This window comes from Microbispora catharanthi, from assembly GCF_006334915.2.
Lineage (GTDB): Bacteria > Actinomycetota > Actinomycetes > Streptosporangiales > Streptosporangiaceae > Microbispora > Microbispora catharanthi.
Map to the genome: position 1 here is coordinate 27,292 of NZ_VDMA02000041.1, position 13,304 is coordinate 40,595.

Annotated in this window: 14 protein-coding genes; 6 read left to right on the top strand and 8 right to left on the bottom strand. The window is 72.3% G+C overall.

The window, feature by feature from the left end:
• The first annotated feature begins 46 nt into the window (after positions 1-46).
• The gene (locus tag FH610_RS41195; RefSeq protein ID WP_139580674.1) at positions 47-1,174 is read left to right on the top strand and encodes a serine hydrolase domain-containing protein; all 1,128 of its coding nucleotides are present in this window, start codon (positions 47-49) and stop codon (positions 1,172-1,174) included.
• A 39-nt stretch (positions 1,175-1,213) separates the two neighbouring features.
• Here the strand turns inward: FH610_RS41195 and FH610_RS41200 are convergent, their stop codons facing one another.
• A complete protein-coding gene (locus tag FH610_RS41200) occupies positions 1,214-1,786 on the bottom strand; it encodes a hemerythrin domain-containing protein (RefSeq protein WP_161628213.1) in 573 nt (190 codons plus the stop codon).
• 199 nt (positions 1,787-1,985) lie between these two features.
• On the opposite strand from FH610_RS41200, the gene FH610_RS41205 reads away from it, so the two are divergent.
• Positions 1,986-3,047, top strand: coding sequence for a LacI family DNA-binding transcriptional regulator (locus FH610_RS41205; protein WP_139580675.1), 1,062 nt, complete (start codon positions 1,986-1,988; stop codon positions 3,045-3,047).
• Here the strand turns inward: FH610_RS41205 and FH610_RS44070 are convergent.
• The 3 genes from FH610_RS44070 to FH610_RS41220 form a co-directional block, all read right to left on the bottom strand.
• Positions 3,031-4,572: a serine/threonine-protein kinase gene (locus FH610_RS44070; RefSeq protein WP_240809503.1), complete on the bottom strand. Its 1,542-nt coding sequence runs from the start codon at positions 4,570-4,572 to the stop codon at positions 3,031-3,033. The two genes, FH610_RS41205 and FH610_RS44070, sit on opposite strands and share 17 nt — an antisense overlap.
• A 35-nt stretch (positions 4,573-4,607) precedes the next feature.
• Entirely contained in the window at positions 4,608-5,927 is a 1,320-nt protein-coding gene (locus FH610_RS41215) for an SGNH/GDSL hydrolase family protein (RefSeq protein ID WP_139580676.1), read from the bottom strand.
• Between the two features lie 145 nt (positions 5,928-6,072).
• Positions 6,073-6,453: a hypothetical protein gene (locus FH610_RS41220; protein WP_139580677.1), complete on the bottom strand. Its 381-nt coding sequence runs from the start codon at positions 6,451-6,453 to the stop codon at positions 6,073-6,075.
• A gap of 164 nt (positions 6,454-6,617) precedes the next feature.
• Between FH610_RS41220 and FH610_RS41225 the strand changes: the two genes are divergently transcribed.
• Positions 6,618-7,415, top strand: a complete 798-nt coding sequence (locus tag FH610_RS41225) for a tyrosine-protein phosphatase (RefSeq protein WP_139580678.1) — start codon at positions 6,618-6,620, stop codon at positions 7,413-7,415.
• Positions 7,416-7,440: 25 nt separating this feature from the next.
• On the opposite strand, the gene FH610_RS41230 is transcribed toward FH610_RS41225, so the two are convergent.
• A complete protein-coding gene (locus FH610_RS41230) occupies positions 7,441-8,238 on the bottom strand; it encodes an SDR family oxidoreductase (protein ID WP_139580679.1) in 798 nt (265 codons plus the stop codon).
• Positions 8,239-8,338: 100 nt separating this feature from the next.
• On the opposite strand from FH610_RS41230, the gene FH610_RS41235 reads away from it, so the two are divergent.
• The gene (locus FH610_RS41235; RefSeq protein WP_139580680.1) at positions 8,339-8,959 is read left to right on the top strand and encodes a TetR/AcrR family transcriptional regulator; all 621 of its coding nucleotides are present in this window, start codon (positions 8,339-8,341) and stop codon (positions 8,957-8,959) included.
• A 7-nt stretch (positions 8,960-8,966) separates the two neighbouring features.
• Here FH610_RS41235 and FH610_RS41240 read toward each other — a convergent pair whose 3' ends face one another.
• Positions 8,967-10,067, bottom strand: a complete 1,101-nt coding sequence (locus tag FH610_RS41240) for a Gfo/Idh/MocA family oxidoreductase (protein ID WP_139580681.1) — start codon at positions 10,065-10,067, stop codon at positions 8,967-8,969.
• Positions 10,068-10,117: 50 nt separating this feature from the next.
• The gene (locus tag FH610_RS41245; RefSeq protein WP_139580682.1) at positions 10,118-11,023 is read right to left on the bottom strand and encodes a proteasome assembly chaperone family protein; all 906 of its coding nucleotides are present in this window, start codon (positions 11,021-11,023) and stop codon (positions 10,118-10,120) included.
• A gap of 116 nt (positions 11,024-11,139) precedes the next feature.
• On the opposite strand from FH610_RS41245, the gene FH610_RS41250 reads away from it, so the two are divergent.
• Both FH610_RS41250 and FH610_RS41255 read left to right on the top strand, forming a co-directional pair.
• Positions 11,140-11,541, top strand: coding sequence for an ankyrin repeat domain-containing protein (locus tag FH610_RS41250; protein WP_139580683.1), 402 nt, complete (start codon positions 11,140-11,142; stop codon positions 11,539-11,541).
• 175 nt (positions 11,542-11,716) lie between these two features.
• Positions 11,717-12,589: a 4-epi-cubebol synthase gene (locus tag FH610_RS41255; protein ID WP_139580684.1), complete on the top strand. Its 873-nt coding sequence runs from the start codon at positions 11,717-11,719 to the stop codon at positions 12,587-12,589.
• Between the two features lie 64 nt (positions 12,590-12,653).
• Here the strand turns inward: FH610_RS41255 and FH610_RS41260 are convergent.
• The coding region (locus tag FH610_RS41260; RefSeq protein ID WP_139580685.1) for a tetratricopeptide repeat protein at positions 12,654-13,304 on the bottom strand (651 nt) is incomplete at its 5' end.

Genomic DNA, 13,304 nt, shown 5'->3' on the forward strand with positions numbered 1-13,304 from the left:
CAACCATGGTTTCGCAACTTAGGTTGAGTAATTTGGAGGAGCGCTCATGTGGTGTGATCCGGCCTTCGCGCCCGTCGCCGACGCGTTCAGGCAGACGGGCGGCGGAGAAGGCGGCGCGGCCCTCGCCGTGCACGCGGGCGGACGCATGGTCGTGGACCTCTGGCAGGGCACGGCCGACCCGGACGGCGTACGGCCCTGGGAGCGGGACACGGTCGTCAACGTCTTCTCGGTGTCCAAGGGGGTGCTGGCGACGCTCGCGCACCTGTACGTCCAGCGCGGGCTGCTCGATCTGGACGCCCCCGTGGCCCGTTACTGGCCCGGGTTCGCCACCGCCACCACCATCGCCGACCTGCTCGCGCACCGGTCGGGGCTGCCCGCCGTCCGCCGGGAGCTGCCGCCGGGCTCCCTGTTCGACTGGGACGCGATGACGGCCGCGCTCGCGGCCGAGAGCCCGTGGTGGACGCCGGGGGAGCGGCACGGGTATCACGCGGTGACGTTCGGCTGGCTCGTCGGCGAGGTGCTGCGCCGGGTGGGCGGGCGGCGGCTGCGCGACCTGGTCCGCGACGAGCTGGGTGTACCCGACCTGTGGATCGGCCTGCCCGCCTCGGAGGCGGGACGCGCCGCCTACCTCGCCCCGCCCGAGGCCGGGCCGGACGCCACGCCGTCACCGTTGACCGGCGCCATGTCCGAGCCCGGCTCGGTCACGATGACGGCCTTCTGCAACCCGGCCGAGCAGCTCACGCCCGGTCTGGCCAACACCGCGCGCTGGCGGGCCGCCGAGATTCCCGCGTCCAACGGGCACGCCACCGCCAGGGCTCTCGCCACGCTGTACGGCAGGCTCGTGTCGTGCCGGAGGCGCGCCGCCGGTCGCGCGGGCGCGCTCCTCGGCCCCGACGTGCTCGGCCGGGCCGTCGCGCCCCGGAGCGAGGGGCGCGACGAGGTCCTGCTGGCGCAGACCAGGTTCGCGCTCGGCTACATGCTGCCCTGCGAGATCCGGCCGTTCGCGCCGAACCCATGCGCCTTCGGGCACAGCGGCTCGGGCGGGGCGCTCGCCTTCGCCGACCCTGACGCGGGGGTCGCCCTGGCCTACACGCCGAGCCGCCTCGTCGTCAGCGCGGCCGGCCCGGACCCGAGGTGGAAGCCCATGGTCGCGGCGCTGTACGCCTGCCTCTGACGGTCCGCAGGGGCGGACAGCGCCGCGACGCGGGCGTGCTCAGCCCCGCGCCTGCTTCTTCTGCTTGACGGCGGCGGCCAGCTCGCCCTTGCTCATCCCCGACGCACCCTCGACGCCCAGTTCCCTGGCCTGGTGCAACAGCTCGTCCTTCGTCCGCGAGCGCGGCTTGATCGGAGCGGCCAGCACCTCGGCCTTCCGCTTGCTGAAGGCCTTGCCGAGCTGCACCCGCTCCTCGAAGGGGACGGCCTTCTCCAGGACCGGGAGGATGTCGTTCTCCTCCTCCTCGACGTGGTGCGTCACCGCCTCGATCAGCTCGTGCAGCAGCGTGTCGAACTCGGGGCTCTCCGGGGCGGTCTCCAGGAGCTGGGAGATCATCTCCTCGGCCTCGTGGTGCTCCTCCGTGCCGTGGTGGACCTCCTCCTTCTCCTCGGGCTGCCGCTTGGCGAGCACGGGGTAGACCTCGTCCTCCTCGCCCTCGCTGTGGGCGATGAACTTCGCCGCCAGCTCCGCGAGGAGGGCCGGCCGGTTCTCCGGCATCTTCCGGAGCCGCTCGAACAGCGACTCCACGTCGCGGTGATCTTCTTTGATCAGGCTGATGACGTCGGTTGCCATGGGTTTCCTCCTGTGCGTGGACGCGCTCGCACTACCCGGCGTCACCGTGCTCACACCGGTCCCGGCCGGATCTCCGCGGTAGCCCGTCAGGGGCCGGGGAATCAGGGGCTCGTGCAGGTGGCGGTGGGCGTGGCCGCACTCCAGGCGTCGTCGCAGAACGTCGAGACGCCGTACGAGCCCCGTCCCGTAGACTCGGCTCATGATCGAGGGAGACCGGTCGCGAAGGCGCCGAGAACCTCGGCATGGCGACCTCAGCGTCGCCGACATCGCCCAGCTCGCCGGGGTCTCACCGCCGACGGTCTCGAAGGTGCTGCACGGCCGGGCCGGCGTGGGAGAGAGCACCCGTCTGCGGGTGGAGGCGCTCCTGCGCGAGCACGGGTATCGCAGGCCGGTGCCCGCCGCGCCGGCGCACGGCCTGGAGGTGGTGTTCAGCCACATGCTGGGTTCCATCGCGCTCGAGATCATGCGGGGCGTCGAGCAGGTCGCGGCCTCCCGTCATCTGGTCGTCGGCTTCACCGACGTGCGCTCGCGCGTGACGGCGGGCCTGCCCTGGGTGGAGCCGTTGTTGCTGCGGCGGCCGGTGGGGGTGGTCGCCGTCGTCTCCGGGGTCACCACAGAGCACCGCGACTTGTTCGAGGCCGGTGGCGTCCCCCTCGTGGCGCTGGACCCGACCGGGGACGTGAATCCCACGCCGTCGGTGGGGTCGACCGGCTGGAGCGGTGCGCTCGCGGCCGCGCGGCACCTGCTGGAGCTGGGGCACCGGCGGATCGGCGTGATCACCGGGCCGGCCGGCTTCCTGGCCTCGCGGGCGCGGCTGGACGGGTTCCGCGCCGCTCTGGACACCGCCGGCGTCCCGTTCGACGAACGGCTCATGCGCGACGGGCCGTTCCTTTTCGAGCACGGCCGCGACCTCGGAGCGGAGCTGCTGACCCGGCCCGACCCTCCGACGGCCATCGTGTGCGGCAACGACCTGCAGGCGTTCGGCGTCTACGAGGCCGCCCGGCTCGCCGGTCTGCGCATCCCCGACGACCTCAGCGTCGTCGGGTTCGACGACATCGAGCACTGCGCCTGGGTGGCGCCGCCGTTGACCACGGTGCGCCAGCCGTTCTTCGAGATCGGCGCCACCGCCGCGCGAATCGTGCTGGCGCTGGCCGACGGGGAAAGACCGTCCGAGACGCACGTCGAGCTCGGCACCACCCTCGTGGTTCGCGGCAGCACGGCCCCGCCCCGCCGGAACCCGAAGATCAGGAGTCCCTGGTGAGGGTCCCCTCGTAGGCGAACAGCCCGAGGTCGTCGGTGTGGCGGTAGGCGAGGGCGGCGCCCTTGCGGGTGAGCACGACGTCGCCCGGGACGCACTGCGGGACGTCCTCCAGCCGGAACGTGAGCGCCGAGCCGGACGCCGCGGTCAGCCGCAGCGTGCCCTCGCAGGAGTTCGCGGGCTCCTTCCACCTGCCGGACGGCTTGCCGTGCTTCAACTCGATCTCGATGTCGTACTCGCTCGTGAGGAGGCCGGCGGTGGGCGCGATGTGCCCCCGCCACTTCCCCTCGAACGCCTGCGGAATGCCCGCGGGTGCGGAGGCGGTCGCCGGGTCCGCCCCGCCGGTGCCGCCGGGCTCGGGGGCGGTCGGCGTCGGGTCCGCCGCGTACGTGCTCTGGGCGTGGGCGCTCGCCGGGGGCGTGGGGGACGGGCCGCCGGACACCGCGGCCAGGCGCGGGACCAGCAGCGCGGCGGTGATCCCGAGAGCCGCGACGGCGGCGCCGGCCCCGGCCAGGACCCGGGTGCGCGATCCGCCCCGGCGGCCACCGGGAACGGTGTCGGCCGCCCCGTGCTCCCCGGCCCCGTGCTTCCCGGCCCCGTGCTCCCCGGCCGCCCCGTGCTTCCCGGCGGGACCCGTCGACGGCGAGGCCGCGGTCCACGGAGACGGATCGTACGGCTGCGCGGGCCCGCCGGGAGGGACGCCGTTCGCCGTCGCGCCCGTACGCACCGGGCCGGGCGCGGAGCCGACCAGTTCGAGCAGCAGGTCGCGGGCGGCGGGGCGGGCGGCGGGGTCCTTGGCGAGGCAGCGCTCGACCAGCGCGCGCAGGGGCGGGGGCACCGGGGTCAGGTCGGGGAAGGTCGTCATGATCCGGTGCAGCACGGCGGCGACGTTGCCGGCGCCGAACGCCGCCCGGCCGCTGGCGGCGAAGACGATCGTCGCTCCCCACGCGAACACGTCGGAGGCGGGGGTGGCCGGATGGCCCGCGATCTGCTCGGGTGCCAGGTAGGCCGGGGTGCCCACCGGGCCCGCGGTCATCGTCTCGCTCTCGCCCTGACGGGCGATGCCGAAGTCGACCACGCGGGGACCGTCCGGCCCCAGCAGCACGTTGCCCGGCTTGAAGTCGCGGTGCACGATGCCCGCGCCGTGGATCGCCGCCAGTGCGGTCGCCGTCCCCACCGCGAGCCGCTCCAGCTCGCCTCCGCGCAGCGGTCCCGACGCGGTCACCCGCTGCTGCAGCGAGGGGCCGTCGACGAACTCGCTCACGACGTACGGCTCGCGCCCGTCCACCATCGCCGTGATCACCCTGGCGGTGCAGAAGGGAGCGACACCGCGCAGGACGTCGAGTTCGCGCGCCAGCCGTGCCCGGACGACGGGGTCGAGCCCGGTCTTGAGTACCTTCACCGCGACCGGAGCGCCGTCGGGCGCATAACCCAGGTAGACCACGCCTTGGCCGCCCTCGCCGAGACGTCCGCTGATACGGAACCCGCCGAGCGTGCGCCGGTCGTCGGACTCAAGGGGGGCGACCATGGTCACACGGTAGCGATCCCGCGGCCGTTCCGGGATCAGAGCAGGCGGGGGTTCACCGCGTCGGCGAGCGCGAGCCGCCCGGCGTCGCTCAGGTGCAGGTGATCGCCCGAGTCGTACGAGACGGCCAGCTGCTCGGGGAACTCGGGGTCGCGTACGGCCCGGTCGAAGTCGAGGACGGCGTCGAACACCCCGCTCGTGCGGATCCAGGTGTTCAGCCGCTGCCTGATCTCCTCGCGCTCCGGAGTCCAGGTGCTCCAGCCGTAAAAGGGGGTGAGCGTGGCACCCAGCACCTTGACATTGCGGGCGTGCGCCTCGCGGATCAACCTCTTGTATCCGTAGGCGAGCGGCTTGATCGAGGTGTAGTCGCCCCGGGCGATGTCGTTGATCCCCTCGTAGACCACCACGGTGCGCACCCCCGGCTGGGACAGCGCGTCGCGGTAGAACCGGCTGAGACCGCTCGGGCCGACGTTGGGGTGCAGCAGCCGGTTCCCGGCGATGCCGGCGTTGAGCACCCCCAACCGCCGCGACGGAGACTGATGGGCCAGCCGCTGCCGCAGGTAGTCGGTCCAGCGGCGGTTGGCGTCGACCGCCTGGCCCGCGCCGTCGGTGATCGAGTCGCCGAACGCGACCAACGAACCGACCGTGGCCCCGCCCGCCTCGACCGCGATCCGATCGAGGAAATACCACTGCGTGCTGGTGTAGGTGAAGCCCGCGCCGCTCTCCTCCGCCGCGTGGTCCCCCGGGTCGGACAGGTAGGTGGTGCTGTAGGCGCGTTCGTGCCCGGTCACACCCCTGACCGTCCCGGGCAGGTGGAGGCTGACGACCAGGGCGGAGCCGCCGGCGATCCGGCCCGGGATCGGGTCGCTCCAGACGGCCTGGCCCGGCGGCACCCTCACCGAGGCGCCCTTGCGGAAGGTCACCGGCCGGTTGGTCCCCGCGAGGATCTCGGCGCCGTACGCCTGGACGCCCACGTGCACGTTCGCGAACGTCACCGGCGCCGCCCCGAAGACGTTGGACAGGCGCAGGCGCATGCCGGCGCCGCCGACGCTGGCGCGCACGACCATCCGCACGGTCTGCCCGCCGAGGGCCGCCGTGATCCGGTCGGTCGAGGTGGTCCACGCGCCGACCAGGCGGTGCTGCACGGGCGAGTCGCCACCGGGCTCCGGCGCGGCCGCGCGGTGCCCGCGGGTCGCCGAGGCCGCTGCGAGTCCTCGGGCGGCGGAGGACGAAGCGGTCGCGGTGCTCGCGGCCGTGAGGGACTCCGCGTGGACCGGCGCCGTGGGAAGCGCCGCGGTCCCGCCGCTGACGGCGAGGGCGAGAGCGGCCATGGTCAACCGGTGAGCCGGCCGTGCCATCCGGGTCCTCCATTGGGGTGTGGCTGCCTGGTGCGGGTCCGTGGCGGCCCCGCTTCCGATCACTCCGCCGAGACCGCTGATCGAGAAGCGTCCGCGACGCCATACATTACGGCTGTTTGGCGAACACTGGGGAAGAACCTGACCGTCAGGCGTAACAGTCGCTCCCGTTCCGGTTGAATCGCGACCGTAGCCCTGCCCGTTCTCCAAGCCGTCCGACGTCGACCGCACGCCTTTGAGGACCTGACGGATGCTCCCGTCCACGCGCGACGACGACGTCCCCGGCGTACGGCCGTCCGCTCGCCGGCGCCCTGACCTGGGCCACGCTCGCGCCCTCGTCGGCGGTGTCGGGCCCGCGGGCGGCGCGAGGGACGATCCCGCCGGAGCCGGGCTGCGCCGTGATCGTCACCTCTCGGCAGCCGCTGTTCCTGCCGCGCAGGGGGTCGAGCTGCTCGCCCGGCTCGCCGGAGACGAGCACGTCGCCGCCGACCTCGACGAGTTCGCGGAGCTGGGCGACCGCTGGCGGCACCCCAGGCCCGCGGGCTCCGCACGACCCTGGGGTGCCGCACATCACGCGCCTCGTTCTTCCCGGGAGGGACGTTGAGGCGGGTAGCGGGACCGATGCGACAGCAGGCGCAGATCTTCACTCTGCACTCATTCTTCCGTCATAGAGGGACGGATAGGCTCGGCTTGATGAATGCATACGAGCGTTGGATCGTTCTGGAAGGCGCGGCGAACGTACGGGACCTCGGCGGGCTGCCCACCGCGGACGGCGGGACCACGGTGCCCGGCCGGATCCTGCGGGCCGACAACCTGCAGGGCCTGACCGAGGGCGACGTGGCACTGCTCGTGGGCGACCTCAAGCTGCGGCACGTGGTCGACCTGAGGTCGGAGGCCGAGGTACGCCTGGAGGGGCCCGGTCCGCTGACCCTCCTCCCGGAGGTCGGCATCCACCACCACAGCCTGTTCGCGGAGGGCGGGCACCTCACCGACGTCGAGGCCGACACCATCGACGACAGGGCCCTGCCGTGGCAGGGCGAACGGGACGAGGAGGACCTGGCCGAACTCCGCGTGACCGGCTACTACTACGGATATCTGCGCGACCGGCCCGACTCGGTGGTGGCCGCCCTGCGGGTGCTCGCCCGTGACGACGGCATGGCCGTGGTCCACTGCGCGGCGGGCAAGGACCGCACCGGAGTGGTCTGCGCCCTGGCGCTCGCCGTCGCGGGCGCCACCCGGGAGGCGATCGTCCAGGACTACGTCGCCACCGGCCAACGGCTGGAGGGCATCCTCGCCCGGCTGCGCGCCAGCCGCACCTACCGTGAGGATCTCGACTCGAAGCCGGCCGACAGCCACCTGCCGCGGCCCGAGTACATGGACAAGTTCCTGTCGACGCTGGACGACCGGTTCGACGGCCCCCTCGGCTGGCTGCACACCCACGGCTGGACCGACGCCGACACCGACGCGCTGCGCGCCCGCCTCCGAGACTGACCTCCGGCCGCCGCCGGAAGCGGGGTCAGGTGAGGGTTTCGCCGCCGTCGACGGTGATGACCTGGCCGGTGACGTAGTTGTTGGCCATGAGGAAGACAGCCGTGGCGGCGGCCTCCTCGGCGGTGCCGAAGCGGCCGAGGGGGGTGGACGTTCCGGCGGCGGCGACCGCGTCGTCGGAGTCCAGCCCCGGCAGTGAACGCAGGAGCGGGGTGTCGATCCGGCCGTAGCGGACGGTGTTCACGCGCACCCGTGCGGGGGCGAGCTCCACGGCGAGGGCCTTGGTGAGGGTCTCCACGGCGCCGGCGAGTGACAGCGGGACGGTCATCCCCGGATAAGGGCGGACCACGAGGATGCCCGAGCTGAACGTGAGCGAGCCTCCCGCGGGAAGCCGGGCCGCCGACGCGCGGGCGACGGCGAAGACCGTCTGGAGGGGGCCCGAGCCGAGGGTCGTGCGGATGTCGTCGGCCGACAGCGCGGTCAGGGGGCCGATGCCGCTGAGGCCGCCGGCGGTGACGTACACGTGGTCGACGTGACCCGCCCTGTCGAAGGCCTCGGCGAGGGTCTGCTCGTCTCCGCCGTCGCCGGGAACGCCCAGCACGGCGTCGGCGGGGTCCTCTGCCGGGCCCGCACCGCGCACCCGGGAGACGGCGGCCTTCAGCCGGTCGGGGTCGCGGCCGACCAGCACGACGCGGGCGCCGACCGAACGCAGCAGGACGCCCGCCGCCAGTCCGATGCCCGAGCTTCCGCCGATGAGGACGGCGGTCGTGCCGGAGAGGGCGCTCGGCAGCGACGGCCGGACGGGGATGGGTGTCACAGTGCTCATGAGAGAGCCTTTCGGTGAAATAAACCATCTGGTTGTTTTATTGCTGACCCGATACTGCCGCCTGGACGGGGAGGAGTCAACCGGATGGTTTAATTCGTGCATGGCCTACGACGCGGAGGACACCAGACGGAGGATCTTCGCCGCCGCCGCCGCCGAGTTCGCCGAGCACGGCCTGGCCGGGGCCAGGGTCGATCGGATCGCGACGGCCGCCAAGGCCAACAAACAGGCCATCTACCTCTACTACGGGAGCAAGGAGAAGCTGTTCGCCGCCGTCCTGCGGGCGAAGCTGGAGGAGGTCCGCGTCTCCGTCTCCATCGATCCCGACGCGGTGGGCCAGTCGGTCGGGCAGATGTTCGACTGGTATCGGGAACACCCGGAGCTGATCAGGCTGCTGCTGTGGGAGGCGCTGGAGGCGTGCGACGCACCCGGCGAGGGCGAGCGGGAGCGGCGTGACGCCTTCCGCGAGAAGGTCCACCAACTCGTGGACGCGGGCGCGGTCAACCACCTTCCCGAGAACGCGCGGGTCCGCGCCTGTCAGGACCTGCTGTTCACCATCATGGGGCTGATCTCCTGGAACTTCGCGGTGCCCGGGATGTGCCGCCTCGTTCTGGACGAGGAGACCGAGCAGGCCGCCCTGGACCGCCGCCGCGAGACGGTGATCGAAGTCGCCCGCAGGCTTGCCACCGCCTCGGACGCTCCCGCGGCGCGGGCCCCGGAGTGAGCCGGCGCTATTCCTCCCGATCGGGAAGGGTGACCACCTGGCCGCGGGCGGCCGAGAGGGCGGCGGCCTCCAGGACGGCGATGGCCTCGGCGGCGTCGTCCGGCTCGACCGGGGGCGGCGCGCCGTCCCGCAGGCAGGCCACGACGCCCTCGTAGAACCGCTGGTACGCCCCGGGCTCGGTGGGCACCGGGCGGGCGTCGCCCTCGACCCCGAGTGTGCCCCAGCCTCCTGAAGCCTCCGCGCCCCATCCGGTGCCCGCGCCGGAATCCCTGCCCGGGCCGAAGTCGGCGGCGTCCGGGCGTTCGCCCGCGCGCAGGCGTTCCTCCTGGGGGTCCAGCCCCCACTTGACGTACGACGCGCGGGAGCCGAGCACCCGGAACCTCGGGCCGAGGTTCGCGGCCACCGCGCTCATCCACAGGTGCGAGCGGGTCCCGCTCCGGTGGGTCAGCGCGACGAACGCGTCGTCGTCGTTGCGCACTCCGGCCCGCCTGACGTCGGTCTCCGCGTAGACCTGGGAGACCGGGCCGAACAACCGCAGGGCCTGGTCCACCAGGTGGCTGCCGAGGTCGTAGAGAGTGCCGCCGATCTCCTCAGGGCCGCCCGACTCGCGCCAGCCGCCCTTGGGCGCCGGCCGCCACCGCTCGAACCGTGACTCGAACCGGTGGACCTCGCCCAGCTCGGGCAGCAGCCGGCGCAGCGTCAGGAAGTCGCCGTCCCAGCGCCGGTTCTGGAAGACCGTCAGCATCAGCCCGCGGTCGCGCGCGAATCGTACGAGGTCGCGGGCCTCCGCGGCGGCGCCGGCCAGCGGCTTGTCGACGACCACGGGAAGCCCGGCCTTGAGCGCCTCGGTCGCCAGGGGCACGTGCGTGCGGTTCGGCGTCGCGATCACCACGAGATCGCAGCGGTCCCACAGGTCGTCCGCGGCGGGCACGACGTCCGCGCCGGGGTGTTCGGCGCGGACGCGCTCGGCCCTGGCGGGGTCGCGGGTGACGACGGCGGTGAGGCGCAGTCCCGGCGTGGCGGCGATCAGCGGCGCGTGGAAAAAGGATCCGGCCGGACCGAAACCAGTCAATCCGACGCGAATTCCGGGGGAATCTGAGGGCGGCATGAGGGGCGAGGCGTCCTTCGGATGGGTCGGGGCGGGGGTTCCGCGGCGGCTCAGGTGTCCCGGTCGTCCCGTTCGGCGAGGAACGCCTCGAACTGGGCGGCGAGCTCGTCGCCCGTGGGCATCTGCGCCTCCTCGGCCAGCAGGCTCTCCCGTTCGGCGCCCGACTGGAACGCGTCGTACTGCTGCTCCAGGCCGTGGATGGCGCCGGCGAGCTCCTCGGACGCCGCGATCTGCTCCTCGATCTCGGTGTTGGTCTTGTCGGCCGCGTCCCTGAGCGCGTCCGTGGGGAAGACCAGCCCGGTGCCGCGGGTGACGGCCTCCAGCGCCGTCACGGCGGCCTGCGGGTACTCCGCCTGGGCGAGGTAGTGGGGCACGTGGACGGCGTAGCCGAGCGCGTCGTGACCCTTCGCCCCGAGCCGGAACTCGATGAGCGCGGCGAGGCTCCCCGGCACGCGGACCTTGCCGAAGGGGCTGGTCTGCCCGTGGACGAGGTCGGGGCGCGTGGCGTGGGCCGTCATGCCGAGCGGCCGGGTGTGCGGGACGCCCATCGGGATGCCGTGGACGGTCACCAGCTTGCCGATGTTGAGCCGGGTCACCAGCATGCCGACGGCCTCGGTGAACAGCTCCCACTCCCGGTCCGGCTCCGGGCCGTTCAGGATGAGGAACGGCGTGCCTGTGACGTCCTTGGCCAGGTAGACCGCCAGCTCAGGAGTGTCGTAGTCGCTCCAGTGATCGGTGTCGAAGGTCATCGACGGGCGGCGGGACCGGTAGTCGAGCAGCCGGTCCACGTCGAAGGTCGCGATGACCCGGTGCTCCAGTTCGGCGAGGAGGTGCCCCAGGGCCAGCCGCCCGGCGGCGCCGGCGTCGACGAACCCCTCGAAGTGGTAGAGCAGCACCGGATCGGTCAGCTCGGGCAGGTCCCCGTCGAGCCGATAGAGATCCGTGGGGTCGGACACGTGTCCCAGCCTTTCTCACGAAGTCTTTACCTAGTGAACCTACGGGACCCCCGGTCGATTCCGTGCTTGTTCCATGCTCGATTCCGGAGGGGTAGCGGCGACCTTACCGTTGGACTATGGGGAACATGGAGCCGGACCCTGAGCTGGAGGAGTTCGCCACCAGGCTCTTCGATCTCGCGAGGTCGGGGCGGACCGAAGCGTTGTGCGCGTACGTCGACGCGGGCGTGCCCGTCAACCTGCGCAACCAGAAGGGCGACACCCTGCTCATGCTGGCGGCCTACCACGGGCACGCCGCCACGGTGCGCGCCCTGGGCGAGCGGGGCGCGGACCCCGACCTCGCCAACGACCGCGGGCAGACCCCGCTCGCCGGCGCGGTGTTCAAGAAGGAGCCCGAGGTCGTGCGGGCGTTGCTGGAGCTGGGAGCCGATCGCTACGCCGGGATGCCGTCGGCCGTCGACGCCGCCCGCATGTTCGGGGACGCGGAGATCGTCACCCTCATCGAGGGTTCATCCGGCTGAGCGGATCTGTCTGGCCGATGTGTCCGTAATTATGGTAAGGCTGGCGCCGATCATCTGGTAGGACCATGCTTGTCGGATGGCTACTGCGAAAGCGGATTCCCTCAGTGGGCGCCCCCTCCGCCTTCCCTCGCTCACCTGCCCCTTCCCGAGTGCGGTGAACCCGCACGTCGACGAGGTGAACCGAGACACGCTGGCCTGGCTGGCCGCCTCCGGCATGATCGCCGACGACGACCAGCTCGAGCGTTTCCGGCTCGCTCGCTACGGATGGCTCGGCGCCCGGACCTACCCGTACGCCTCCCGGGAACTGTGCCAGCTCGTCACGGACTGGTGCGTGTGGCTGTTCGCGTTCGACGACGCCTACTGCGAGTCGGACCGGCGGGCGGCCGAGATCGCCCGGGCCCTGCCCCAGCTCTACAGTGTGGTCGAGGACAACGAGGGGGACGAACCGGTCGAGAACGTCTTCGCTCGCGCGCTCCTCGACATCAAGACGCGGATCGGGAGACACGGCACCGCCGACCAGCTCGACCGGTGGCGCGCGACGACCAAGGACTATCTGTTCGCCCAGGTCTGGGAGGCCGCCAACCGGGAGGACGACGTCGTTCCCACAATCGACGACTACATCTTCATGCGCCGCAGGACCGGCGCGATGCTCACCGTCTTCGCGCTGATCGACGTGGCCGCGGAGGTCTGCCTCACGATGGACGAGTGGCGCCATCCGGTGGTGCACGAGATGACCGAGCACGCCAACGACGTGGTCGTCTGGGACAACGACCTCATCTCGTACGCCAAGGAGCGAGGTGAGGCGAACATCCGCAACAACCTCGTCAGCGTGCTGGTCGGGCACACCGGCTGCACGGTCCAGGAGGCGATGGACCGGATCGGCGGAATGCGCGACGAGGCGGTCGCCGCGATGGCGGCGCTCACCCCGGCCACCGAGGCGCTCGGCTCGCCCGCCGTCGACGCGTACGTGAAAGGCCTGCAGTACTGGATCAGCGGCAGCGTGGACTACTCGCTGACCAGCTCCCGGTACGTCGGCGCCTGGCAATGACCGCCGGTGACATCGGCGGCCCGTTCGTTTCAGGTTGAATCCGTTCGGTCCCGGTTGAACCCGGTCAGTCCAGGTGGAAGTCGTCGAGGTCGTCCAGCGCGTACTCGACGAGGTCGCCCAGGCTGAACCGGGTCCCGACGGCGTACGCCTCGTCGTAGGCGGCGTCGCCGATCAGCTTCTTGCACTCCTTGACGCACTGCTCGTGCTCGGTCGTGAAGAACGGCGACCCGAACTGGGGCAGCCCGAAGGTCCGCCAGTTGGCCTGGGCCGCCCCGAGGAGGGTCGCCGTCCGTTCCGGCTCACCGGCCTGGAGGTTCAGGGTCGCGAGGTTGTCCACGCACAGGACGATCCCGAGCACGTCGTGGAAGTGCCGCTTGATGCGCAGCGCCTCCTTGCACGCCACCAGCGCCTCATCGCGCCTGCCGGTCGCCCGGTGGACGAGGGAGGAGACGTACCAGGCGTAGGACCGCAGCCACAGCTCGCCGCGCTCCTGGCAGACCTGCAGGCAGTCGACAAGCAGCGTCTCCGCCTCCTCGAACTCGCCCTGCGCGAGCAGCACCATGGACAGCTCGACGATCGCCGGCAGCCGGCCCGGGTTCAGCTCCCGGCCGCCGCGGTGGAACTCGATCGCGACGCCGAGCAGCGCGGTCGCCTTCTTCGCGTCGCCCTGCAGCATGGCCGCGGTGCCCTGCATCTTGGTCGCGAGCAGCACCGC